Source organism: Agrobacterium sp. rho-13.3, assembly GCF_033957765.2.
Taxonomy (GTDB): Bacteria; Pseudomonadota; Alphaproteobacteria; order Rhizobiales; family Rhizobiaceae; genus Agrobacterium.
In genome coordinates this window covers 24,179-47,878 of sequence record NZ_CP192775.1, presented here as the reverse complement: position 1 = coordinate 47,878, position 23,700 = coordinate 24,179, and the positions used below count along the sequence as shown (strand labels likewise).

Sequence of the window (23,700 nt, the reverse complement as noted above, 5' to 3'; positions counted from 1 at the left end):
CATATGCGTTTAGCATTTTTCGTCAATTCAATTGAGGGCGAGCAGCCAACCTTTGCTACGGGGCTTCTGGCAATGGCTGCGCTCAATCGCGGACACGAGGTTATATATATTACGCCGGGTGATTTTACCCTGCGCCCGGACGATTCACTGGTGGTCCACGGCCTCGTTCTGCCGCGCCAAAAATATAAAAAGGTCGAGAATTTTCACGCTGTCTTGCAAGAGAAGAAGCTTGAGCGGGAAACGATCAACATCGAAGACATCGATGCGTTGATGTTGCGCAATGATCCTTCGCTGGATCAAACGGCACGACCCTGGGCGGTGCATTCCGGCATTCTGTTTGGCCGGCTGGCAGAACAACGCGGTGTTGTGGTGCTGAATGATCCGGAAGGATTGGCGCTGGCGCAAAACAAGCTTTATTTCCAGAGTTTTCCAGAAATCGTACGGCCGACCACATTGATTTCGCGCAATGTCGAGGAAATTCGGGCTTTTGCGGACGCGCATCCAAAGGGCGTTATCGTCAAGCCACTTCAGGGTTCAGGCGGCAAAAATGTCTTCAAGATCGAGTCCAGCAAGGAAACCAACCTCAACCAGATATTCGAGGCGGTCAGCATCGAAGGCTATTTGATCGCACAGGCCTATCTTCCCGCAGCGAAAGACGGCGATATTCGTTTTTTCATGATGAATGGCGAGCCGTTGATGCGGGATGGACACTACGCGGCGCTGCGTCGTGTACCAGCCAAGGGTGATCTGCGCTCCAACATTCACGCCAGCGGAACGGCAGAGGCCGCAGAGGTGACGGATGAGGTCATCGCACTTGCAGAAATGATGCGCCCGAAACTGGTGGAAGACGGCATGTTCCTGGTGGGGCTGGATATCGTCGGTGACAAGATATTGGAAGTAAACGTCTTTTCACCCGGCGGTCTAGCGCACATCCGTGACCTGACCAAAGTTGATTTTACCGATACGGTCATCGAAGCGATAGAGAAGAAAGTTGCGATGCAGCAGGCCTCTGCCGGAATGCTCAACAACCGCTTGCTGGCGACTTTGTAAGCCGCCAGCATCAAGCCATCACGCGTTTCGAAGCCGCCCTTGCATCAGGTCAATCACCGCACGGGCGGCTTCCAGAACATTCGTGCCGGGGCCGAACACGGCAGCCACGCCATTGTCCAGCAAAAATTGATAATCCTGCCGTGGCACGACGCCGCCAACGATCACGATGACATTTTCAGCACCGCGATCTTTCAGCGCCTGCACCAGCTGCGGGGCCAGTGTTTTGTGACCAGCCGCCAGCGATGACATGCCCACCACATGCACCTTGTTTTCAACGGCAAGGTTCGCGGCTTCTTCCGGTGTCTGGAACAGCGGACCTGCGACGACATCAAAACCAATATCGCCAAAGGCCGATGCAATGATTTTTGCACCTCGGTCATGCCCATCCTGGCCGAGCTTGGCGATCAGCATTTTGGGCTTGGTGCCGACAACGGCGGAAAGCTCTTCCAGCCGGGTGCAGAGCGTCGCATATTCCGGATCGCCTTCATAAGCGGCACCATAAACATCATGCACCACTTCCGGCACGGCGGCGTGGTCACCAAAAATGCTGCGCATTGCGTCGGAAATCTCGCCAACCGTCGCGCGTGCGCGTGCCGCCTCCACCGCTGCTTCCAGCAGGTTGCCGGTGCCGGTTTTGGCAATGTCCGTCAGTGCGCAGAGGGCGGTTTCCACGGCTTTTGGGTCGCGCTGGCGGCGCACATTTTCCAGCCGCCTGATCTGGGAGGCGCGAACGGCGGAATTGTCGATATCGAGAATGTCGATGGGGTCTTCATTCTCAAGCCTGAATTTATTGACGCCAACGATGATTTCTTCGCCGCGATCCACTGCCGCCTGTCGTTTGGTGGCGGCTTCTTCGATCAGCCGTTTGGGTAGGCCTTCACCGACGGCCTTGGTCATGCCGCCAAGTGCCTCGACCTCTTCGATCAAGGCCCAAGCTTTCTCGGCCAGCTCATTCGTCAGGCTCTCGACATAATAGGAACCTGCCAGCGGATCGACCACCTTCGTCACGCCGGTTTCATGCTGCAAAATAAGCTGGGTGTTGCGGGCAATACGGGCTGAAAAATCAGTCGGAAGCGCCATGGCTTCGTCGAGCGCATTGGTGTGCAAAGACTGCGTGCCACCTAGCGCTGCCGATAGCGCCTCATAGGCTGTACGGATGACGTTGTTGTAAGGGTCTTGCTCCTGAAGCGACACGCCCGATGTCTGGCAATGGGTGCGCAGCATCAGCGAGGAGGCATTCTGCGGATTAAATTCCTCCATGATGCGCGACCACAAAAGGCGGGCGGCACGCAGCTTGGACGCCTCCATGAAAAAATTCATGCCGATGGCAAAAAAGAAGGAAAGCCGCCCGGCGAAATCATCGACATTCAGACCTTTTTTCAGCGCGGCGCGCACATATTCGCGCCCGTCTGCAAGGGTAAAAGCCAGCTCCTGCACCAGCGTCGCGCCCGCTTCCTGCATGTGATAGCCAGAAATGGAAATCGAGTTGAAGCGCGGCATCTCTTTGGCCGTATATTCGATGATATCGGCAATAATCCGCATCGAAGGTTCGGGCGGATAGATATAGGTGTTACGCACCATGAATTCTTTGAGAATATCGTTTTGAATTGTGCCGGATAGCTCCGCTTTTGAGCAACCCTGTTCCTCACCCGCAACGATGAAACTTGCGAGAATGGGAATGACCGCGCCGTTCATGGTCATGGAAACCGACATGTCTTTCAACGGAATGCCATCAAACAGGATTTTCATGTCCTCGACACTGTCGATAGCCACACCCGCTTTGCCCACATCACCAACCACCCGCTCGTGGTCACTGTCATAACCGCGATGGGTGGCCAGATCGAAAGCGACGGATAGGCCTTTTTGGCCGGCAGCAAGGTTGCGCTTGTAAAAGGCGTTGGATTCTTCAGCCGTGGAAAACCCGGCATATTGGCGAATTGTCCACGGGCGCCCCGCATACATCGTGGCCCGTGGCCCGCGCACGAAAGGTTTGAAACCGGGCAGGCTATCGAGATGTGCAATGTCTTTGACGTCTTCGGCGGTGTAAAGCGGCTTTACGTCGATGCCCTCAGGCGTGTGCCAAACGAGGGTTTCGGGAGAGCGTTTCAGTTCCTTCTCGGCAAGCGCCTGCCAGTCCTTCACCGTCTTTTTGTCCGACATTCACGTCTCCTCTCAATCAGCATTTTTGCCTTGGCAGACGCAAACGCTTCACCTTCCCAATTGGACGCATGTGTTTTGCGTTCGTTGAAGGCAAGATATGGAGCCAATCCTTTTTACACAACCACGACGGCGCGAACTTCTTTGATTTCGTTCACGCGTGCAGGCTCAAGGTGCAATACTGGGTAAGCCCGTCATCACGTTGAAAACTCCGAATTTTCGGGCAATTCTGGAACTTTCCGGGTTCGGACGGTTTGATGGCTAGACCGGGTCCGATGGAATGGGAAGCAGGCGATGAAACAGGCGTGGGTGCACTTTCGGCGGACCTATTTGACCACATCGGTCATGTTGAGATCGATCCCGGTGGGGGTCGTTATTGCAGCGGGCGTGGTGGCGACAAGCTGGACCCATATTTTGCTCAGCGACCATCAGCAACTCGTCGTGCAAACATATGAAGCCATAGACACCACCAAAGACGTGCTGATCGGCTTGATCGATGCTGAAACCGGCCAGCGCGGTTATCTGTTGAGCGGCGATCGTCGTTATCTGGAGCCCTACGACAAAGCGCTGACCCGGCTGACACAACTTCGAACAACACTACGGACGGAAATCGTTGGCAGCGCTGACAAGGTCGCGCTGGTCAAAGAGCTTGACACGCTGGTTGACGGCAAGCTTGGCGAACTGAAAGCGTCGATAGATTTGCACGACACCGTGAGCCCGGACGCCGCCAGAGAGCGGGAAATCGCCATGATGCAGCGGCCGACCATGGACCAGATACGGCGCACAATCGGCCAGATAACCGAGACCGAGAAAGGGTTGCTGTCATCCAGGCAGTCTGAAGTCGACCTTGATGAGACGCGCATACGCGTCGTCGCTATTCTGGTGGGTCTCGCGTCCTTCCTCACCCGCGCTGTGATCGAGATGTATATCGCGCGCTTGAGAAAGCGACGTGAGGCATCAGATCAGTCTCGAAAGCCTCTGGAAAATTAGAATTATCGACCGTCTTTTTTCCGTTCTGCGGGACCGTTCATATCGCGACCGACCCATTTGAAGAAGAAAAACACGGCAGCACCGATGAGCAGAAGCGGCATAAAACTTCCGAGATCAAACATAACAATCGCTCCTGATTTGGTATCAGGATTGTATGCCAGAATGGGAAGGGAGCGAACTGTCAGAAGTGTCGAGCGAAATGTTGGTTTTGATAAAAAACGCTGCGGATGCTGCCGATTCTCACGGCAGCATCCGGCTTTCAAAAATGCGTTTTATCGGGCAATGGCGTTATGCCGCCCTTTGACGATCTGAATGACCGTATTTTGATTTCGCCGCGACACCACTTCCAAGTTTGAAGCGGGACACAAGATCGCGCAGCCTTGCTGCTTCCTGGGCAAGATTGGCGGACGCCGCCGTCGATTGTTCGACCATCGCGGCGTTCTGCTGCGTGACCTGATCCATGGAGTTGACGGCGGTGTTGACTTCGGAAAACCCGGTCGACTGTTCTTTGGCAGATGTGGCAATCGCATTCATATGCTGGTCAATGCGCGCGATCTGGCCACTGATCGTCTTCAGGGCCACGCTGGTGTCGAGAACGAGTTTGACGCCGCTTTCGACTTCGATCGTCGATTTCTCAATGTGGCCCTTTATTTCTTTGGCCGCTTGTGCGGACCGTTGCGCGAGTTCACGCACCTCTTGCGCCACAACGGCAAAACCCTTGCCTGCATCTCCAGCACGCGCCGCTTCGACGCCCGCATTCAAAGCCAGCAGATTTGTCTGAAACGCGATCTGGTCAATGACGCTGATAATGCTGGATATCTGCTGGGACGAGGCTTCAATACGGTGCATGGCGTCTTCCGCGTGCGAAACGACCTCGGCGGATTTGGCCGCGTTCAGATTGGCGTGGGCGGCTTCGGCTCTGGCTTCGTTTGTCAGCTTGGTTGAGTTCGACACATTGACGGTGATCTGATCAAGAGCCGCAGCGGTTTCTTCAAGCGAGGCGGCCTGTCGTTCGGTGCGTCTGGACAAATCTTCTGCGCCCGACGCGATCTCGCCGCTGCCTTCGTCTATCGCGGCAACGGCTATCGCGATGGCGCCCAGCGTCTCGTTGAGTTGGCTGACGGACGTGTTGAAATCGTGCCGTAGGCCCTCAAAATCGGGGGTGAAAGGCTCGTCTATCTGGAAAGCAAGATCACCGGAAGCAAGGCGTTTCAGGCCATCGGCGAGACCAGACGTGGCCATGCGCAGTCGCTCGGCGGCGCTATCGTCCGCCTGCTTTCTTGCTGCAACTCTGTCGGTTTCGGCGCGCAATCTGGCTTCTGCGGCTTCCCGTTCCAACTGTCTGTTGGTGATCGCGGCTTGACGGAAAACCTCGACTGTGGCCGCCATCGTCCCGATTTCATCGGTGCGGCCAGTAGCGTTACAGGCAAAGTCGGTATCGCCCGATGCGAGTTTTTCCATGTCGGTCGAAAGCGATAGAATGGGCGTCGTTACGGTTTTACGGATCACAAAATAAAGACCAACTGCGAAGACAGCCGCAAGGCCGAGAAGAATTTGCAACACGATATCGATTGAGGCTTTGAGATGGGAGCTGTTGTCTGAAATGTCCTGCGAGGCAGCGGTGATCTGATCACCGGCATGTTCCATCGCCGTTTCCAGCGCTGAAAACTGCTTCATGAACTCAGGCAATGCCTTCAAGGCTGCGTCGGCATCACGCGAGGCGACATCAACCATCTTGGTAGCGCTAGCAATATAAGCCAGAAGAGGGCCTTCGACGCTTGCAAGAACTGATTTCGTGGTGGCGTCGGAGGCGAGAGCCTTGTTCGCGTCGATCATTTCGCGAAACGATGATTCATGCTCGGCCAGATCAGCCTTCACCGCTTTGATATCAATTCCGGCGGCCGGATTGGCCGCCAGGATGGATGCGAGTACATCGCCGCGCAGCGCGTCGTGCATCATATCCGCGTTCATGTGGTTTCGAAGGATTTGTGATGACTGCATGACATCGGCAGTATTTTCAGAGAGAATGGACGCGGACCACATGCCAATGCCAGTTGTACCACCAGCCAAAACAAAGAACGCGAGACTTGCTGCAATAATTTTATTCTGGATAGACGCCATGGCAAGTCTCTCACGTTAAAACTATCTCCGTGGTATATCGAAACATGTTTAATTAATTGCGAACTTAAATACGGTTGCTTTGTTCGTAAGACTTATCCCCACGCGTGCAAGAAACTGTCCTATAAGTCTTCAGCAAAAAGCCGCAACACGATATCGTGCTGCGGCTTTTTCGACGTCATGAATGGTTACGCGCTCACACGGCCTTATCCATTTTATAGTCCGTATTGGCGGGTTCTTCCTGCTTGTGCTGGATCAACGGACGATTGCCGGAGAGTTTGCGCACGAGCACGTAGAACACAGGTGTCATGAAAATACCGAAGAACGTGACGCCAATCATGCCGGAGAACACCGCGATACCCATTGCCTGGCGCATTTCCGCGCCCGCGCCTGTGGAAATCACCAGCGGTACGACACCCATGATGAACGCAAGCGAGGTCATGAGGATTGGGCGCAAGCGAAGACGACTTGCCTCGATGGCGGCGGCGATGGGCGTACGCCCTTCAAACTCCAGTTCACGGGCGAACTCCACGATCAAAATCGCGTTTTTCGCCGATAGTCCCACAAGGACGACAAGACCTATCTGGGTGAAGATATTGTTGTCACCTCCTGTCAACCACACGCCGACGAGTGCCGCCAGAATCCCCATCGGCACGATCATGATGATGGCGATCGGTAGTGTCAGGCTTTCATACTGGGCTGCCAGCACAAGGTAGACAAGCAGCAAGGCGAGCGGGAAGACGACAATGCTCGAGTTGCCGGCCAGGATTTGCTGGTAGGTCAGATCTGTCCACTCGAATTCGATACCGGGAGGCAGCGTTTCGTTGAGGATTTTCTCCATGGCTGCTTGCGCTTGTCCTGACGAGAAGCCCGGTGCGGGACCAGCGTTGATGTCCGCAGCAAGGAAGCCGTTGTAACGGTTGGTGCGTTCAGGGCCGGTTGTTGCGTCGACCTTGAGGAGTGTGGACAACGGTATCATCTGGCCGGTCGAAGAACGCAGCTTCAACCGTCCGATGTCTTCCGCCTGGGCGCGGAACTGGGCATCTGCCTGTACCCGCACACTGTAGGTTCGGCCGAATGCGTTGAAGTCGTTCACGTAGAGCGAGCCGAGATAGATTTGCAGTGTCTGGAAGACGTCTGTGACCGAGACGCCAAGTTGCTCCGCCTTTGCGCGATCGAGATTCGCGTAAAGCTGTGGCACGTTGATCTGGAAGCTGGAGAAGACACCAGCCAGTTCAGGTGTCTGGTATGCCTTGGCGATAACGGCCTTCGCCGCTTCGTCAAGGGCCTGATAACCGTAGCCTGAACGATCTTCGATCTGCAACTTGAAGCCGCCTGTCGTGCCGAGACCGTTGACCGGCGGCGGCGGGAACATGGCGATGAAGGCGTCCTGAATGCCAGAGAGCTTCTGGTTTAACTGCATGGCGATGGCATTGCCGGAAAGCTCCGGCGTCGTGCGCTTTTCGAAGTCATCGAGAACCGCAAAGACGATGCCGGAATTGGAGCCTATGGTGAAGCCATTGATAGACAGGCCAGAAAAGGCGATGGCATTGCTGACGCCCGGTGTGTCCAGAGCGATGTCGCTCATGCGCTTGATGACAGCCTCCGTCCGGTCGAGTGTTGCTCCATCGGGAAGCTGTGCGAAGCCAATCAGATATTGCTTGTCCTGTCCCGGTACGAAACCGCCCGGCACGGTCGTGAAAATACCATAGGTCGCGCCGACGAGCGCCAGGTACACCAACATCACAAGGCTCTTGCGCGACACGAGACCGCCCACAGTACGGCCATAGCCGTTGGAAGCAGCACCGAACACCCGGTTGAAGCCACGGAAGAACCAGCCAAAGACCTTGTCCATACCGCGTGTCAGCCAGTCTTTCGGGGCGTCGTGTTTCTTGAGCAGCATTGCCGCTAGGGCAGGAGAGAGTGTCAGCGAGTTGATGGCCGAAATGACCGTCGAAATGGCGATCGTCAATGCGAACTGCCGGTAGAACTGGCCAGAGAGGCCAGAAATAAAGGCAAGCGGCACGAATACGGCCACGAGCACGAGCGCGATGGCTATGATCGGGCCGGACACCTCGCGCATGGCTTTATAGGTCGCGTCACGGGGGGAAAGTCCCTGCTCTATGTTACGCTCGACGTTCTCGACCACGACGATGGCGTCATCCACGACGATACCGATTGCCAGCACCAGACCAAACAAAGTCAGGGCATTGATAGAGAACCCGAAGGCATACATCACCGCGAACGTGCCGATGATCGATACGGGAACGGCGATGAGCGGAATGATAGAAGCGCGCCACGTCTGAAGGAAGATAATCACCACCAGCACCACGAGGCCAATGGCTTCGAGGAGCGTATCGATCACTTTCTCGATGGACGAGCGCACGAACTTTGTCGTGTCATAGACAATTTCATATTTCACGCCATCGGGCATTGCCAATTGCAGGTTGTCCATGGTCGCGCGCACGTTGTCGGCGATTTCAATGGCGTTGGAGCCGGGTGCTTGAAGGACGGCAACGGCAACGGCAGGCTCGCCATCAAGCATAGAGCGCAGGGTATAGTCCGCAGCGCCAAGTTCGATGCGGGCAATGTCCCGGAGGCGGGTGATTTCACCGTTTGCGCCACTTTTGACGATGATGTTGCCGAACTCCTCCGGCGTCGTCAGGCGTCCTTGAGCGTTGACGTTCAATTGCAGGTCGATGCCGTTCGGGCTTGGTGAGGCTCCGATGATACCGGCTGCCGCCTGTACGTTCTGCTGGCGGATCGCGTTGGAAACGTCACTGGCGGCGAGGTTGTGTTCGGCAACCTTTTGCGGGTCGAGCCAAATGCGCATGGAATAATCGCCAGCGCCGAAGACCTGCACCTGACCGACACCTTCAATCCGTGCCAAGCGGTCCTTGACGTTCAGCGTTGCATAGTTGCGCAGGTAGGTGATGTCATAGGCGTCGGTCTTGGACACCAGATTGACCACCATGATGAAGTTCGGTGAACTTTTGACGGTCGTAATCCCCAGCGCCTGAACCTCCGATGGAAGGCGAGGCCCTGCTTGGGACACACGGTTTTGCACAAGTTGTTGTGCTTTGTCCGGGTCCGTACCGAGTTTGAAAGTGACAGTCAAAGTCAGCACGCCGTCTGACGTCGCCTGGCTCGACATATAGAGCATGCCTTCAACGCCGTTGATCTGCTCCTCAAGCGGCGTAGCAACCGTTTCCGCGATAACCGCCGGGTTTGCTCCGGGGTAGGTTGCGCGCACGACGACAGATGGAGGAACGACTTCCGGGTATTCGGAAATGGGAAGGGCGCGCATGCCTAAAAGGCCCGCGACCACGATTAGAACCGATAAAACGCCAGCAAAAACTGGCCGGTCCACAAAAAATCTGGAGATGTTCATAGTAAGGGCCCTCTCCGGGTGGATTTTGGATACAGGAAAGTCCCCAGCGGCGTCAGGCCACTGGTGGGTTGTTTTTCCTGTCATGAATTTGCTGGCGGGCCTGCAATCGGCCCGCCATAAACAATTACTGCGAGGCCGCGACCTTTTCTTCGGTCTGCGGTACGACCGTGGCGCCGGGACGAATGCGCTGTAGACCGTTGACAACGATCTTGTCTCCGGCAGCAAGGCCGCTTTCAACAACGCGCTGGCCGTCGGTCGATGTGCCGGGCTTGATCTGGCGGTAATTCACCTTGTTCTCACCGTCGACGACGAAGACGAATTTCTTGTCCTGATCCGTACCGATGGCCCGGTCGCTGATCACGATGCGATTTTCGGACTTCGGCTCACCCATGCGAACCCGCACAAACTGGCCGGGGATCAGGTGTCCATCCGTATTGGCAAACACGGCGCGGACCCCGATTGTACCGCTTGCGGCATCGACCTGATTGTCGATGAGATGCAGGGTGCCCTTGATCGGCGTACCTTCATCAGCCAGCGTGCCGACTTCGACCGGGATTTGCTCCAGAGCCTGAAGCGAGCCATCCGATACCGGAAGCTGCGACAGGGCCTTGGCCACCATTTCTTCGCTGGCATTGAAGCTGGCGTAGATGGGGTCTACAGATACGAGTGTTGTCAGAGCCGGTGATGCCGAACCGGCAGCAACGAGGTTGCCAACCGTGATGTCAAGCTTGCCGACGCGGCCTGAAACGGGCGCGCGAAGTTCGGTGTAACTCAAGTCCAGTTGTGCCGTGGTCAGAGCTGCGCGAGCGGCCCGTACCTGTGCTTCCGCATCAGCAACGTTGCTCTGTCGCTGATCGAGATCGCTTTGTGAAATCGTGCGGTTATCCGACAGTCTGCGGCCACGCTCAAGCTCGGTTCTGGCAAGGCCGACCTTCGCTTCTGCGGACGCAACCTGTGCTTCGGCACCGGCAACCGTTGCCTGATAAGGCGCAGGATCGATGGTAAACAGTGCGTCGCCCGCCTTCACCAGAGCACCTTCACGGAAGTGAACGGCTTTGATCTGGCCTGCAACGCGTGAGCGGATCTGCACCCGCTCGACGGCCTCCAAGCGACCGGAAAACTGTTCCCAATGGGTAATATCCTTGCTTTCGACAACGGCGACAGTCACGGGAACAGCGGGTGTCTCAGCAGGACCGGATGCGGCAACCGCACCGGTTGTGATGGGAAGATCAAATAAGAATGCCGCCGCTGCAACGGACACGGCGATGCCTATGCCAGCACCCGCAAGGGCCTGGCGCTTGTTCTTCAGCGTCATGGGTCTCTCCTTGGCTCCATCAGGAGCCGATCAGTTATTTAGAAAAATGCTAATGCTTTAGGTCTTGAACGAAATCCGAAAATTCGGCGCAAACACTGGATAACCATTTGCCACCTTCGCCTCGGTAAAGCCCTGTCCAGCCGGAACCGGCAGGGAAAACGCGTTGCCGAACCTGTACCCCTGCGTCACTCAGGCGACCGGCATAATTGACGGTCTCGTCGCGCAGAGGATCATCCTCGGCTGTAAATATCAGTGCCGGAGCAACCCGGTTAAGCCGCGTGCAATGGCACGGGGCAGCATAGGGATGTGCGAAACCGCACGCCTTTGCCAGATAATGGCTCCAGCCTTCTGCCCAGCGCTGCCGCATACCGATCTTGTCCGCATCACGAAAGGACGTGGACGCCATCAGCGGATCGATCATTGGCGACAGCAATATCTGCCCCGCCAGTTTTCCCGGCATCCGGTCCCGCGCCTTGAGCGCCAGACCGGCGGCAACATTCCCGCCTGCTTCTTCACCCGCAACGAACAGCAGCGATTTGGCACTGCCGTATTGTTTGCGATGGTTGCTCAAGCAATCGAGCGCCTCGAAAGCGCAATCGATCACTGCCGGAAACTCATTGCAGGACGTGGTGCTGTAATCGGCCTCGATCACCACCGCACCATTGTCCGCAAGCGCTCTGGCCACCGGAAGCTCAGGACACTGGCCACCCTGTTCCAGAAACGAACCGCCTCTCAGATAAAGCACCAGCGGCGGTGTTCGGTTTTCACCTCCGCTTTTGTAGACGCGCACCGACAGAGGAGGCTGTGCCGCTCCACTGCTTTCTATGGTGTGCCACTGGGTGTTCATCGTCGTCTTTCAAAGCCAAAAAAATGACTCACTTGCGGTAATTTCTGAAATAGATATTATTGTTCGGGATAAAATGCACAAGTATCCAAAATTGAAAACACTATTCCAAAAATCGGAACAATCCATCAAAAGGGAAAATGCGCTATGGACCAGCTGGCAGCGATGCGCGTTTTCGCACGCGTCGTGGAAACAGGCAACTTCACGCGGGCGGCCAATGCACTGAATATTCCCAAGACCACCGTGACGAATATGGTGCAGGGGCTGGAAGCACATTTGCGCACAACGCTGCTGAACCGCACGACGCGACGGGTCATGCTAACGACGGATGGAGCGCTCTATTATGAACGCGCCGTGCAAATCATATCCGAACTCGACGAACTGGACGGAAGCCTGTCCAGTGCAAACGTTCAGCCATCCGGCAGGCTGCGTGTCGAAATGGCCGGTGCATTCGCCGATACGATCATCATTCCCAACCTGTGCGATTTTCACGAAAAATATCCGCAAATACAGCTGGACCTCGGCGTCGGTGACCGGCTGGTGGACTATATCGCTGAAAATGTCGATTGTGCTTTGCGTGTCGGGACGCCACGCGACCAGTCCCTCATTGCGCGCAAAGTGTCGGAACTTGAATTGGTGACCTGCGCGTCACCGAGTTACATCGAGAAATTCGGCATGCCAGGGCAACCGGAGGATCTGGAGGGCGATCATTATTGCGTGGGATATCTCAACGCCTCCTCCGGTCAGATCATGACGATGGACTTCGATAACGGTGTGCGCTCAGTCGAAATCGCGCCGCGCTACATCGTTTCGACCAATGACAGTCGCACCTATCAGACTGCGGTTTTGGCGGGCATGGGGGTCGCTCAACTCGCGCCGTTCACCATCCGTGATGAAATAGCCAAAGGTAATCTCGTGCTTGTTCTGACCGAATGGAAATGCGAACCCATGCCGGTATATGTCGTTTATCCGCAGACAAAACACGTCACCAACAAGGTCCGCGTTTTTGTCGATTGGGCCGCAAAACTGCTGCACAAGAGTGCGCTGGGAACGTTGTAACCACATCGCAAAGAGCTGGCCTCTTGTGGGGCCAGCTGGCTTTTTACGCCGCTGTTTCCATTTGTGATGAAGCAGCGCCAGCCTTTGCGGACACGCCCTCATGGGAAGCATTCAGGCGGCGGGCAACCACATCGTGGTTGAGCCATTGCACAGGCGCGTGAGGCTCGGAAGACGCGCCGAAAATCAACTGACCGGTAGCTTCGACGACAAGTGCACTCAACAGGTCGCTGATCATGACTTTGCTGTCACGGTGCATGGCCGTGATTTCATTGGACGTCCCGATTGTCAGGTCAGCCTGCGTCTGGCTGTTGGGCATCGGCCATGCGGAGAAATCATAGAACGGAACCATGACGTCGCTTGCCTGAAGGCTGCTGATTTTGGCGATGACGTCATCCAATGTGAAGCCATCTGCCAGAAGCGCTTCACAGGCCTGCCACTGCTCGTCGGCCCATTTGCCGCCGTTCTCTTTCTTCAGCGCAAGCAGAAGCGGGATGAGCGGCAGTTCAATGCCGGTAAATACATCCGAGGAGTTGGTGCGAATTTCCGGGCAGTTATAGACCGTGGCCTTAACACCCTTTGCCCATGCATCTTCGGCGATGCCCTCGAGGCGCATCTTGGCATAGCCTTGCGTGTAGTTCGTGTAGGTCTGCCAGCGATATTCGCCGCCGATAAGGATGCCAGTGCCGTGATAGCCGTAAGCCGTATATCTGACCTGACCGCCGGACGTCTCGACGCGCTCGCGAATGGCTGCGCTGAAGTCCAGAAGATGTTGGAAGGTATTAGCGGAAACTTCATCGAAATTGCGCAGAATGAGCTTGCCCATGTCGCTATCGATCAGCGCCTGCGAAGACATGTGCCGTGCGCCGGTGCCCTTGTAGATTTTGTTGGCGACGACCAGAAAGACCTTCGCCTTGGGAATGCCGCCCGCCATCGTATGGGCAAAAAACACGTTGCGGCCAGCAGGGATCATGCCGTCAAGAACAGCCATGACCTGTGACAGTGCACCCGTAAACCGTTCCGTCGCAACGGCCTGACATTTTTCAATGTAGTCCCAATCGAGCTTTTCACGCTCCCAGCTCTCAAGTGTCAGCCCGGCCAGAAGATCGGTAGGGGTGGGGCCACCCGCTGGCGCATCGAGATCAAAGCCAGCCATGAGGGGAATATTGATGATCGTTCCGCCCAACCGGGCTTCCGCTTCCGAAAGCTCGTCGCTGGTGAGTGGACGTAAGGCGTTGTTCTCGTCACGCCGTCCAACGGTGATGCCGACGATCTGCATTCCGGCTTTGCGGGCCTGGTCCAGCAGGCCAGTGGCATAACCGCGACCGAACAATTCACCAAACAGAACAAAAACATCGCCCTTACGAAACACGGTATTTTCGGAGATGTTCTTCAGCGCGATCGGTTTTTTCATGTGCTCAGTTCTTCAGATAAGGAATCGCCGGGCAATAACCCGGCATGTGTTGACCCTATTTGAACACAGACGACCCAGATGGAAAGTCATTTAAAGTAACCGATTATATCGAAACGTGAAGCGGTCCGTTATTTCGGTCGTCGCAGCGTAATCACAGTCAGTTCCGATAGTCTGCCGAGCCGCAAGGCAAAGCCGGGCCAGAGACCAGTCCCGTTGTTCACATAAAGCTGCATTCCGCCGACATCATAGAGGCCAGACACGAAACCATTGTTTCCGCGGGCAACAAGCATATCCAGACCTCTGATCATTCCACCATGCGTATGACCGGAGAGTTGCAACGCGACACCGGCTTGCGCGGAGCGTTCCGCCATTCTGGGCTGATGATCGAGAAGAATGACAGGCGCATTAGCGGGCGCGCCCCTCAACGCAGCCGTGAGATCAGGCGCTGGAAAGGCGCTGCCCATGGCTGCAAGATCGGTCAGACCCGCCACGACGACGCGATCCTCACCGCGCTCTATGACTGCATGTTCGTTCAAAAGCATGCGGATTCCCAAACCAGCATCATGCCGCATCCACCCGTCATAACCGAAGTAATATTCGTGGTTGCCGGGGATGGCGAGAACACCGTCTCGCGCACGTAGGTTTGCAAGCGGCGCAACATCCACTTGGCGCGCCTCCAGCGTGCCATCGATGAAGTCTCCGGTAATCACCGTCAGATCAACATCAAGAGCGTTCGACCGCTTCACGACTTCCTCCGCCCAAGAGGCTGGGAAAAGACGGCTGATATGCAGATCGGTCAGTTGCAGGACACGGTATCCATCGAATGCCGCTGGCAACCCGGCGATGGCGATCTCGATATTCTTGAGGGGCGGGATGCGTATCGCCTGACTGACGCCAAACGCCGAAAGCCCCAGTGCCAGAACACCGATGCCATAGCGAACAGACGGTGGCACGACAGGAAAGCCACGGTTTACCAAAGCCACGATGAGCGAAATCGCATCTAGCGCGAGTTGGAAGAAGGCAAGCAGCACAATCGCCCCGAAGACGACATTAAAAGCAATGATCAGTGGTCGCGGAAATTCCGGCGAGAACACAGACCCGGAAGAAAGGCGGCTGACCAAATGATATTGCGAAGCCACCAGAAGAACGACTGCAACGGCGATCTTGACTGACAAAATCCAGGGGAGGGGCTGAATGAAGCGGAGGACAACAACGAGCCAAGGAAGCCCGAAGATCAGATGAAACATGAAGATGCCTGCCAGATAATGAGACCGGGAAAAGTGGTCGGGAAAGCGTAATGTGGATATGGGAGTGGACGCTGACAAGGGCTTCACCGTTCAGCGTAACGACGTGCCTCCGGTGTCGCTTTCCCCTGAAACCAACTCGAGCGGCCAGATAATTTGCGGTTTCTCATTTGGATAAAGCGACGCATAAGCGGGCATTGTTGAGAGCAGAGTTTTTCCCACAGACACGCCGAGATCACGCAAGGATAGTCTGAAACTGGTGAGCGGCGGTTGAAGAAAGCGGCCACGTGGCTCCTCGCGAAAGCCGATAACGGCCAGATCGTGGCCCACTTTCAGCCCCACTTCTGCCAGCCGCCGATACAGGCCAAGCGCCATCAATTCGTAAATCAGCACGATGGCTGTGGGCCGCTGGCTCATATGCAACAGCTCGCTGCCAGCATGATACCCGCCTTGTTCACTGGATTTCGCCTTGATGACCAAAGACGGATCGAAGCTAAGCCCGTTTTCCGTCAGTCCTTTTTTGTATCCGTCGAGAAAGATATAGCCCAGATTGATGTCGTTATCGGGAACAGCGACAGCAATGCGTTTATGTCCGCTTGCAGCAAGCCGGTTGACCGAGGTTCGCGCCACCCCCTCGAAATCCAGATCGACCCATGGATAATCGCCACCGGATTGTGATCTGCCTAACGTCACGAACGGCACGCCGGTCTTGACCAGAAAATCGATCCGCCGATCAATGCGCCGTGTGGACGAGATGATCATCGCGTCCACGAGACGACGCGCGACCATACGTTTCAAATACTCTTCCCGGTCTTCGTCATCGGAGCAGGGGAGGATGACGAGGTCGAGCTTGTGAGGCGCAAAAACGCTTTGCAGCCCGTCGGTTACGCCCATGAAGAAGTTGTCGGAGTTTTCCACCGTGTCGGCGTTGCTGCCCATCATCAGGCCGATCACGTTGGTCGTGCCTTGACGCAGGCTACGGCCAGACTGGTTGGCGACATAGCCCAACACTTCGGCGGCTTCCAGAACGCGGCGACGGGTTTCTTCGTTGACATCCGGCTTGCCGTTCAGTGCCCTCGAAACGGTTCCGATGGAGATGTCGAGATGTTCGGCAAGCTGGCGTATTCCCTTCATATCGAACCATTCTCCGTATCGTCGATTGACGGCGTTTCCATACGCCTCTTGACACATATATCATTTCCATCATAGCGTCGTAAACGTTTACGGAGTCTCGCACCTTGAGGAGTTTGGTGCGAAAACCGGGAGGAAATCGTGATATTGAATGCCGTTTTATGCGGATGCGGAGCTATGGCAAAAGGCTGGCTGCGGGCCATCGCCACAACGCCGGAGCTTGCCGCATCCATCAAAATTGCCGGACTTGTGGATTTGAACCCGGATACGGCGCAAGCGCTGGCGCTTGAGTTCGGGCTCACAGATGTTGTCATCGGCACCGATCTGAAAGAGATACTCGAGGCAACGAATGCGGACATTCTGTTCGACGTCGTCATTCCCGCCGCACGGTTCAACGTCGTCTCCACCGGCCTTGCCGCCGGATGTCATGTGCTGAGCGAAAAGCCGATGGCATCATCGCTTGAGGAAGGACGCGCGCTCATTGCCCTGGCTGAAAAAGCTGGCAAGGTGCACGCGGTCGTTCAGAACCGCCGCTTTATTTCAGGTGTTCGCCGCCTTCGTCGCGCTATCGCCGAAGGTTTGATCGGCAATCTTACCGGCATTCACTGCGATTTCTTCATCGGTCCGCATTTCGGCGGCTTTCGCGAAGAAATGAAAAACGTGCTGCTGATGGATATGGCGATCCATACATTCGATGCCGCACGTTTCGTGGCAAGCGAAACGCCGCTGGCGGTTTATTGCCTTGAAACCAACCCGTCCGGCTCGTGGTACGCCCACGGCGCTGCGGCCAATGCCGTGTTTGAGTTTTCCAATGACGTGGTCTTTACCTATCGCGGCTCCTGGTGCGCCGAAGGTGAGCGTACGAGTTGGGAAAGCCGTTGGCGGCTGGTCGGCACGAAGGGCATGATTACCTGGGATGGCGAAGAGGAATTTCTGGCCTCGCTCGCCGGAGAAGACGCCGGGTTACTGCGTGGCTCTAAAGCCGTAAACGTTTCTGGCCCCGCCCACGATGAGGAAACCCACGGCCATGCCAGCGTGATTTCCTCCTTCGTTTCCGCCATCCGCAATGGCGGCGTGCCGGAAACGGCTTCATTCGACAACATCAACAGCCTCGCCATGGTCATTGCCGCGATTGAAAGCGCGCGCATTCGCCAGCGGGTTACAATTGCAGCGTAAGGATCGATAACAGTGAGCAATCCGGCAAAATCCATCCGCATCGGCACCATGGTCAGCGCTACCAAAGGTGCTGCGGCAGAACGCATCGCCCAGATCGCCGATATGGGATTTGAAAGTTTCGAGCCATTCTTTTGGCAAACCACCGGTGGGCAGGACATTGCCGAACTCGGCAAACGCTGCCTCGATTCCATAGGCGACCGTGACATCACAATCTCCACGCTTGGCATGTTCGGCAATCCGCTCGAAGAGACGGATATCGACCTTGAAACCTTGCAGGGCTGGAAGGATTGCATCGATAACGCGCATCATTTCGGAGCAACCTGCGTTGCCGGTTTCACTGGCCGTTTGCGCGGCAAGCCGCTGCCGGATAGCCTGCCGCGTTATAAGGAAATCTGGAGCGAACTTGCCAAGCGCGCAGCGGATAAGGGCATCAAGATCGCGTTCGAGAATTGTGCCATGGACGGCAACTGGGCAAGCGGTGACTGGAACATCGCCCATAACCCGGATGCGTGGGAGCTGATGTTCAACGAGACGCCGCACGACAACATCGGCATCGAATGGGAGCCCTGCCATCAGATGGTCTATCTTATTGACCCGCTGCCGCAGATCCGCAAATGGGCAGACAAGATTTTCCACGTTCACGGCAAGGATGCGACCATTCGCTGGGACGTGATCAAGGAACACGGCATTTTCGGTAAGGAAAAATTCGTCTTCATGCGCACGCCTGGATTTGGCGATAGCAACTGGACGGACGTGATTTCGGAACTGCGCCTTGCAGGTTGGTCCGGTTCCATCGACATCGAAGGCTGGCACGATCCGGTCTACCGCGATGCGCTGGAAATGACCGGGCAGGTGCATGGGCTGAACTATCTCAAGGCCTGCCGCGGCGGAGACTTTGTCACCGATCCGGCGTGAGCGACGAGCGCGGCTCTGGAGGTGAGCCGCGTTAGAATTGCAGAAACGATAACCACAGAGGAGGAGATCATATGGGTATCGCGAAAAGCATGATTATGGGTGCAGCAGCACTTGCCGGCGTTTCCCTTGCCGCACTGTCGGCAAAGGCTGAAGACGTCAAGATTACGGTGTGGTCGCTGGACCGGGACATTCAGCCAGCGCCCAATCTCATCAAGGACTTCAACGCACTTAAAAACGGTATTCAGATCGAATATCGCCAAATCCAGTTCGATGATGTGGTGAGCGAATCCATGCGCGCTTATTCCACGGGCAAAGCGCCTGACATCATTGCCATCGACAACCCCAACCATGCGATGTTTGCAGCGCGCGGGGCGTTCCTCGACATAACGGACAAGATTGCAAAATCGGATGCAATCAAGCCCGCGAATTATTTTCCCGGTCCGCTGAAATCCGCGACATGGAATGGCAAATATTTCGGCGTGCCGAAAGCCACCAACACGATTGCACTTTATTACAACAAGGATCTGTTCAAGGCTGCGGGTCTTGATCCTGCAAAGCCGCCGCAGACATGGGACGAACTGGTTGCGGATGCCAAGAAGCTGACTGACCCGTCCAAAAATGTCTATGGCCTGACATTCAGCGCCAAGGCGAATGAAGAAGGCACGTTCCAGTTTCTGCCTTGGGCGCAGATGGCCGGTGCCACCTACAAGAATATCAATACCGATGGTGCCATAAAAGCGCTGGAGGTGTGGAAGCAGATTATCAGTGAAAAACTGGCTTCGCCCGATACGCTGACGCGCAGCCAGTGGGATTCGACCGCCACCTTCAATGCTGGCAACGCCGCCATGGCGATTTCCGGTCCGTGGGAAATCGACCGTATGCTGAAGGACGCCAAGTTCGATTGGGGCGTTGCGCTGCTGCCGGTTCCAACGCCGGATGCGCCACGCTCTTCGGCCATGGGTGACTACAACTGGGCGATTTTCTCCAGCACCAAGCACACGGAGGAAGCCTTCAAGGTGGTCGAATATTTCGCCTCGCAGGACAAGGATATGTTCAAGAACTTCGGGCAGTTGCCTGCCCGTTCAGACATCGCCATCCCGCCAACCGGCAACAAGCTGAAAGACGACGCGCTGAAGGTCTTTGTTGATCAGTTGCAATATGCCCAGCCGCGCGGTCCATCTCCCGAATGGCCAAAGATTTCCAAGGCTATTCAGGATGCAATCCAGGCTGCTTTGACGGGTCAGATGTCGCCCAAGGAAGCGCTCGATCAGGCCGCTCAGAAGATCAAGCTGGTCGAAGGTTGATGCACATGCCGCAGCGTTGAAAGAGGCTGCGGTGTGCCACCTTAACATTTCCTCCCGGCGGGCTGTCTGTCGTTGATGACGGCAGGCAGCCCCGCCCGGAAGATAACCCTGTTCGGAAAACAAGGGCATCTCATGAAGAAGCTATTTTCCAGTGTGAGCGATGGCCGCGGTTTCGATATCGTCTTGGTGGCGTTGCCGCTCGCATTCCTGTTCGTCATGGCGGGTTTGCCGCTGATCTACAACATCCTGATGAGCTTTCAGGAAGTTGACATGTTCAGCCTCGGCAGCTTCGTACGGCCGTTCGTCGGCTTCAAAAACTATATCGATCTGTTCAAGCAACCCGAGACGATCCCTATCCTCACCAACACGGTGATCTTCGTGGTTGCCTCCATCGCCGGGCAGTTTTTCTTCGGTTTTGGACTGGCACTGTTTTTCTGGACCAACTTCCCCGGCGCATCATGGCTGCGCGGCCTGTTTCTTGTGTCCTGGGTTATGCCCGGCCTTGTGGTCGGCGCGATCTGGAACTGGATATTGTCCGGTGATTTCGGCGTGCTGAATTTCATTCTGCGCGAAAGCGGCATCATCGATGCGAATATTTTCTGGCGCTCGGACCCGAATTTCTCGCTCTGGGCTGTGGTTCTTGCCAATATCTGGCTTGGCACATCGTTCAATATGATCCTGTTGTCCGTTGGACTTGCTGCTATTCCTGGTGATCTTTATGAGGCCGCAGAGCTTGACGGCGCCAATGCATGGCAGCGTTTCTACACGATCACCCTGCCCATGATGCGCTCGACCATTGGCGCCATCGTCGCGTTGGGGCTGATCTTCACCTTGCAGCAATTCGATCTTTTCGCTGCCATTACCGATGGCGGGCCGAACAACACGTCGAATGTCGCGCAATATTGGGCTTGGGATCTGTCCTTCCGGCAATATGATTTCGGCAAGGGTGCGACCATCTCGGTCATCATGATCGTGTTCGTGATGCTGGCATCCGTCGTTTATGTTCGCTCCACACGTCATGAGGTGCGCGGATGAACCTCGTCACACGCAATCGTTTCATGCTGGCCATCGCCATCGTCATGGCCGCGATCTATCTGTTTCCGCTCTACTGGATGTATGTCACCTCGCTTAAAAGCGGCTCGGAGATGTTCGCCAATCCGCCAAGCTTCTGGCCGTCCGCACCGCAATGGGAAACCTATGCCTATGTGTGGGAAAGCCGCAATATGGGCCGGTATCTCTGGAATTCGGTTCTGATAGCCACCGGTGCCGTCAGCCTCATTACTATTCTCGGTGTCGGGTGTGCCTACGTGCTGGCACGCTATCGCAACCGCTGGGTGGATGCCGGTCTGTTCCTGATCCTGATGCTGCAGGTTCTGCCTGCCTCCTTGATGATCACGCCCATTTTCGTCGGCTTTTCGCAGGTCGGCCTTCTCGATTATCCGCGATTGGCGGTCATTTTGGCGATTGCGGCCAAGAGTATGCCGTTCTTCGTCATTCTGGTGCGTGCCACCTTCATGGCCGTGCCGCAGGAATTGGAGGAGGCGGCACTCGTGGATGGCAATTCGCGTGTTGGCGCTTTCTTCAACATCGTCCTGCCGCTTGCCCGCAACGGCATCCTCGTCTCGGCCATTCTGATCTTCATGCAGGCTTTCGGGGAATTCGTCTATTCGAAGTCCATGATCCAGGCGGTGGAATTGCAGCCTGCAAGTGTCGGACTGAATTCCTTCATGGGGCCAAACACCAGCGAGTGGAACAACATCATGGCCTACGCCACGATGTACGTGACGCCCATCCTCGCCATCTTCATTCTCTTGCAGCGCCGCATCGTTTCCGGCCTGACATCGGGAGCACTCAAATGACACTTCAAATCGAACTTTCCGGTGTGAACAAATATTACGGCGCGTTTCATGCGCTGAAGAATATCGACCTCTCCATCAAGAAAGGTACCTTCGTCGCCCTCGTCGGCCCCTCCGGCTGCGGCAAGTCCACATTGCTGCGCTCATTGGCCGGGCTCGAAACCATATCCGGCGGTGATATGCGCATCGCCGGTAAGCTCATGAACGGCGTGCCGCCCCGCAAGCGCGATGTGGCCATGGTGTTCCAGTCCTACGCACTCTATCCGCATATGACGGTCGAGGAAAACCTCACCTATTCGCTCCGCATCCGCGGCGTGAAGAAAGCCGAGGCCCGCAAGGCTGCCGAAGAGGTGGCGGCGACCACCGGCCTTTCGCAATTGATGAAACGGTATCCCCGCGAACTCTCTGGCGGCCAGCGCCAGCGTGTCGCCATGAGCCGCGCCATCATTCGCGATCCGCAGGCGTTTTTGTTCGATGAACCTCTATCCAACCTCGATGCGGCTCTACGCGTGCATATGCGCAAAGAAATCAGATCATTACACGACCGTCTTCATGCAACATCTGTGTACGTGACCCATGACCAGATCGAGGCGATGACCATGGCAGACCATGTGGTCGTCATGAAAGACGGTGTCATCGAACAGCAAGGTTCGCCCATCGAGCTTTATGACGCCCCGGTCAATCGTTTCGTGGCGGGTTTCATCGGTTCGCCAGCCATGAATTTCGTCCCCGCGATCGTCGGCGATGATGGGCTTCACCTGTCGCTTCAATTCGGTGCTGGCCTTGCGGCAGGAAATCTGCGGTTAAACCAACCGCTGAAGCCAGGTTCCCGCATCCTTGCCGGTATTCGCCCGGAACATATCCAACTGACCGAAGCAGGAAAGGGCCAATTCAGCCTGCCGGTGGCCGTGGTGGAAACAACCGGCTCTGCAACGTTCATAACGACCGCAACAACACCAGAGATTTCGATGGTCGTTCAGGGTCGGAGCAATGTGAAATCCGGAGAGCAGGTGGGGTTCGCCATTGACCCGGCTTTGGTGCATCTGTTCGATGAGACGACGGGCAAGCGGATATGATGATGGAGTAAACCATCGGCGGCGGGCTGGTTGTCGAACTCTAGCCCGCCTTTCATCACCGACCACCGCTCGAAGCGTTCACGCCCGTTAAATTATAACGTGAGTTATCAAGCCGTTCTTGCCTGTATTTCAGCGTTATTCTGTTGAAAGACCTGTCGAAATCATGCCCTTCCGCCAACTCCGCCGCCAGACCTTTGATCGGTTCTCGGTTGCCGATGAGCGCATGGACCAAAGCTGCCGCCCGCGCAGAAAGCACTTGGCGTGAGAGAATGGAGCCAAAGTTCAGTTTCAATCTGAAACTGCTCCACGTGCCTGCTTTTAGTCCGCGTATCTGCACGAAAACCGATGGACTATGACCCGTTTCGGAATACTCCAACACATAGACGCATTCCCAGCCACCATTTTCTCTTTCGGTAAAAACCGGACGGCTTGCAAGTGATAAGTCAGCAATGCCGCGGCATCGCTGGCGGTTAAAACTCGGCACCGGGACAGAAGGTGAGCTTATCTGGAATGTTTCAGCACCATCCAATTTCAAGTACAATGGATTTATCGCTTTGGTTGCAGGCGCGCCACCAAATCCGTCGGCATCGAACGCCAGTAAAACCAACGATAACAACGAGGCAAATAGCATAAGTCACGCGCCTCACATCTGCTCGGGTCGAA

Annotated in this window: 18 protein-coding genes; 9 read left to right on the top strand and 9 right to left on the bottom strand. The window is 55.9% G+C overall.

The annotated features are described in order from the left end of the window. Nucleotides 1-3: 3 nt before the first annotated feature. Nucleotides 4-1,050 (top strand): glutathione synthase, encoded by a 1,047-nt coding sequence (locus RMR16_RS15125; protein ID WP_320201873.1) that lies wholly within the window; start codon nucleotides 4-6, stop codon nucleotides 1,048-1,050. Nucleotides 1,051-1,068: 18 nt separating this feature from the next. On the opposite strand, the gene scpA is transcribed toward RMR16_RS15125, so the two are convergent. Further along, a complete protein-coding gene (gene scpA, locus RMR16_RS15120) occupies nucleotides 1,069-3,210 on the bottom strand; it encodes a methylmalonyl-CoA mutase (RefSeq protein ID WP_320201874.1) in 2,142 nt (713 codons plus the stop codon). A gap of 291 nt (nucleotides 3,211-3,501) precedes the next feature. Here scpA and RMR16_RS15115 point away from each other — a divergent pair, with 291 nt between their 5' ends. Then, nucleotides 3,502-4,197, top strand: a complete 696-nt coding sequence (locus RMR16_RS15115; protein WP_320201875.1) for a CHASE3 domain-containing protein — start codon at nucleotides 3,502-3,504, stop codon at nucleotides 4,195-4,197. Nucleotides 4,198-4,485: 288 nt separating this feature from the next. Here the strand turns inward: RMR16_RS15115 and RMR16_RS15110 are convergent, their stop codons facing one another. The 4 genes from RMR16_RS15110 to RMR16_RS15095 all read right to left on the bottom strand — a co-directional run bounded on the left by RMR16_RS15110 (nucleotide 4,486) and on the right by RMR16_RS15095 (nucleotide 11,868). Then, on the bottom strand, nucleotides 4,486-6,318 hold the full coding sequence (locus RMR16_RS15110; protein WP_320201876.1) for a methyl-accepting chemotaxis protein: 1,833 nt from the start codon (nucleotides 6,316-6,318) through the stop codon (nucleotides 4,486-4,488). A 193-nt stretch (nucleotides 6,319-6,511) separates the two neighbouring features. Continuing rightward, the gene (locus RMR16_RS15105; protein WP_320201877.1) at nucleotides 6,512-9,706 is read right to left on the bottom strand and encodes an efflux RND transporter permease subunit; all 3,195 of its coding nucleotides are present in this window, start codon (nucleotides 9,704-9,706) and stop codon (nucleotides 6,512-6,514) included. A gap of 124 nt (nucleotides 9,707-9,830) precedes the next feature. Next, nucleotides 9,831-11,021, bottom strand: coding sequence for an efflux RND transporter periplasmic adaptor subunit (locus RMR16_RS15100; RefSeq protein ID WP_320201878.1), 1,191 nt, complete (start codon nucleotides 11,019-11,021; stop codon nucleotides 9,831-9,833). A gap of 49 nt (nucleotides 11,022-11,070) precedes the next feature. Next, nucleotides 11,071-11,868, bottom strand: coding sequence for an alpha/beta hydrolase (locus tag RMR16_RS15095; protein WP_320201879.1), 798 nt, complete (start codon nucleotides 11,866-11,868; stop codon nucleotides 11,071-11,073). Between the two features lie 144 nt (nucleotides 11,869-12,012). Here RMR16_RS15095 and RMR16_RS15090 point away from each other — a divergent pair, with 144 nt between their 5' ends. Further along, entirely contained in the window at nucleotides 12,013-12,924 is a 912-nt protein-coding gene (locus tag RMR16_RS15090; RefSeq protein ID WP_320201880.1) for a LysR family transcriptional regulator, read from the top strand. 43 nt (nucleotides 12,925-12,967) lie between these two features. Here RMR16_RS15090 and RMR16_RS15085 read toward each other — a convergent pair whose 3' ends face one another. The 3 genes from RMR16_RS15085 to RMR16_RS15075 all read right to left on the bottom strand — a co-directional run bounded on the left by RMR16_RS15085 (nucleotide 12,968) and on the right by RMR16_RS15075 (nucleotide 16,713). After that, nucleotides 12,968-14,335, bottom strand: a complete 1,368-nt coding sequence (locus tag RMR16_RS15085) for an enoyl ACP reductase FabMG family protein (protein ID WP_320201881.1) — start codon at nucleotides 14,333-14,335, stop codon at nucleotides 12,968-12,970. 128 nt (nucleotides 14,336-14,463) lie between these two features. Then, on the bottom strand, nucleotides 14,464-15,582 hold the full coding sequence (locus RMR16_RS15080; protein ID WP_320201882.1) for a metallophosphoesterase: 1,119 nt from the start codon (nucleotides 15,580-15,582) through the stop codon (nucleotides 14,464-14,466). A gap of 90 nt (nucleotides 15,583-15,672) precedes the next feature. Then, the gene (locus RMR16_RS15075) at nucleotides 15,673-16,713 is read right to left on the bottom strand and encodes a LacI family DNA-binding transcriptional regulator (protein WP_320201883.1); all 1,041 of its coding nucleotides are present in this window, start codon (nucleotides 16,711-16,713) and stop codon (nucleotides 15,673-15,675) included. Between the two features lie 138 nt (nucleotides 16,714-16,851). Here RMR16_RS15075 and RMR16_RS15070 point away from each other — a divergent pair, with 138 nt between their 5' ends. The 6 genes from RMR16_RS15070 to RMR16_RS15045 all read left to right on the top strand — a co-directional run bounded on the left by RMR16_RS15070 (nucleotide 16,852) and on the right by RMR16_RS15045 (nucleotide 23,037). Next, nucleotides 16,852-17,886 (top strand): Gfo/Idh/MocA family protein, encoded by a 1,035-nt coding sequence (locus tag RMR16_RS15070; protein WP_320201884.1) that lies wholly within the window; start codon nucleotides 16,852-16,854, stop codon nucleotides 17,884-17,886. A 12-nt stretch (nucleotides 17,887-17,898) separates the two neighbouring features. Next, complete coding sequence (locus RMR16_RS15065) at nucleotides 17,899-18,801, top strand: sugar phosphate isomerase/epimerase family protein (RefSeq protein ID WP_320201885.1); 903 nt, start codon at nucleotides 17,899-17,901, stop codon at nucleotides 18,799-18,801. Nucleotides 18,802-18,872: 71 nt separating this feature from the next. Beyond that, nucleotides 18,873-20,105 (top strand): ABC transporter substrate-binding protein, encoded by a 1,233-nt coding sequence (locus tag RMR16_RS15060; protein WP_320201886.1) that lies wholly within the window; start codon nucleotides 18,873-18,875, stop codon nucleotides 20,103-20,105. Between the two features lie 132 nt (nucleotides 20,106-20,237). Then, the gene (locus RMR16_RS15055) at nucleotides 20,238-21,140 is read left to right on the top strand and encodes a carbohydrate ABC transporter permease (RefSeq protein ID WP_320201887.1); all 903 of its coding nucleotides are present in this window, start codon (nucleotides 20,238-20,240) and stop codon (nucleotides 21,138-21,140) included. Next, a complete protein-coding gene (locus RMR16_RS15050) occupies nucleotides 21,137-21,964 on the top strand; it encodes a carbohydrate ABC transporter permease (protein WP_320201888.1) in 828 nt (275 codons plus the stop codon). The genes RMR16_RS15055 and RMR16_RS15050 overlap by 4 nt, the downstream gene beginning before the upstream one ends. Next, nucleotides 21,961-23,037, top strand: coding sequence for an ABC transporter ATP-binding protein (locus RMR16_RS15045; protein ID WP_320201889.1), 1,077 nt, complete (start codon nucleotides 21,961-21,963; stop codon nucleotides 23,035-23,037). The genes RMR16_RS15050 and RMR16_RS15045 overlap by 4 nt, the downstream gene beginning before the upstream one ends. Nucleotides 23,038-23,092: 55 nt before the next feature. Here the strand turns inward: RMR16_RS15045 and RMR16_RS15040 are convergent, their stop codons facing one another. Continuing rightward, nucleotides 23,093-23,668 carry a DUF6030 family protein gene (locus tag RMR16_RS15040; RefSeq protein WP_320201890.1) on the bottom strand — a complete coding sequence of 192 codons (576 nt, stop codon included), beginning with the start codon at nucleotides 23,666-23,668 and terminating at the stop codon, nucleotides 23,093-23,095. Nucleotides 23,669-23,700: the final 32 nt, after the last annotated feature.

Excerpts from the sequence above, each read along its gene's own strand:
- RMR16_RS15060 (WP_320201886.1), top strand. The coding sequence starts at position 18,873 with ATGGGTATCGCGAAAAGCATGATTATGGGTGCAGCAGCACTTGCCGGC.
- RMR16_RS15090 (WP_320201880.1), top strand. The coding sequence starts at position 12,013 with ATGGACCAGCTGGCAGCGATGCGCGTTTTCGCACGCGTCGTGGAAACA.
- RMR16_RS15050 (WP_320201888.1), top strand. The coding sequence starts at position 21,137 with ATGAACCTCGTCACACGCAATCGTTTCATGCTGGCCATCGCCATCGTC.
- RMR16_RS15110 (WP_320201876.1), bottom strand. The coding sequence starts at position 6,318 with ATGGCGTCTATCCAGAATAAAATTATTGCAGCAAGTCTCGCGTTCTTT.
- RMR16_RS15045 (WP_320201889.1), top strand. The coding sequence starts at position 21,961 with ATGACACTTCAAATCGAACTTTCCGGTGTGAACAAATATTACGGCGCG.
- RMR16_RS15040 (WP_320201890.1), bottom strand. The coding sequence starts at position 23,668 with ATGCTATTTGCCTCGTTGTTATCGTTGGTTTTACTGGCGTTCGATGCC.
- RMR16_RS15125 (WP_320201873.1), top strand. The coding sequence starts at position 4 with ATGCGTTTAGCATTTTTCGTCAATTCAATTGAGGGCGAGCAGCCAACC.
- scpA (WP_320201874.1), bottom strand. The coding sequence starts at position 3,210 with ATGTCGGACAAAAAGACGGTGAAGGACTGGCAGGCGCTTGCCGAGAAG.
- RMR16_RS15080 (WP_320201882.1), bottom strand. The coding sequence starts at position 15,582 with ATGTTTCATCTGATCTTCGGGCTTCCTTGGCTCGTTGTTGTCCTCCGC.
- RMR16_RS15055 (WP_320201887.1), top strand. The coding sequence starts at position 20,238 with ATGAAGAAGCTATTTTCCAGTGTGAGCGATGGCCGCGGTTTCGATATC.
- RMR16_RS15115 (WP_320201875.1), top strand. The coding sequence starts at position 3,502 with ATGAAACAGGCGTGGGTGCACTTTCGGCGGACCTATTTGACCACATCG.
- RMR16_RS15100 (WP_320201878.1), bottom strand. The coding sequence starts at position 11,021 with ATGACGCTGAAGAACAAGCGCCAGGCCCTTGCGGGTGCTGGCATAGGC.
- RMR16_RS15095 (WP_320201879.1), bottom strand. The coding sequence starts at position 11,868 with ATGAACACCCAGTGGCACACCATAGAAAGCAGTGGAGCGGCACAGCCT.
- RMR16_RS15075 (WP_320201883.1), bottom strand. The coding sequence starts at position 16,713 with ATGAAGGGAATACGCCAGCTTGCCGAACATCTCGACATCTCCATCGGA.
- RMR16_RS15105 (WP_320201877.1), bottom strand. The coding sequence starts at position 9,706 with ATGAACATCTCCAGATTTTTTGTGGACCGGCCAGTTTTTGCTGGCGTT.
- RMR16_RS15085 (WP_320201881.1), bottom strand. The coding sequence starts at position 14,335 with ATGAAAAAACCGATCGCGCTGAAGAACATCTCCGAAAATACCGTGTTT.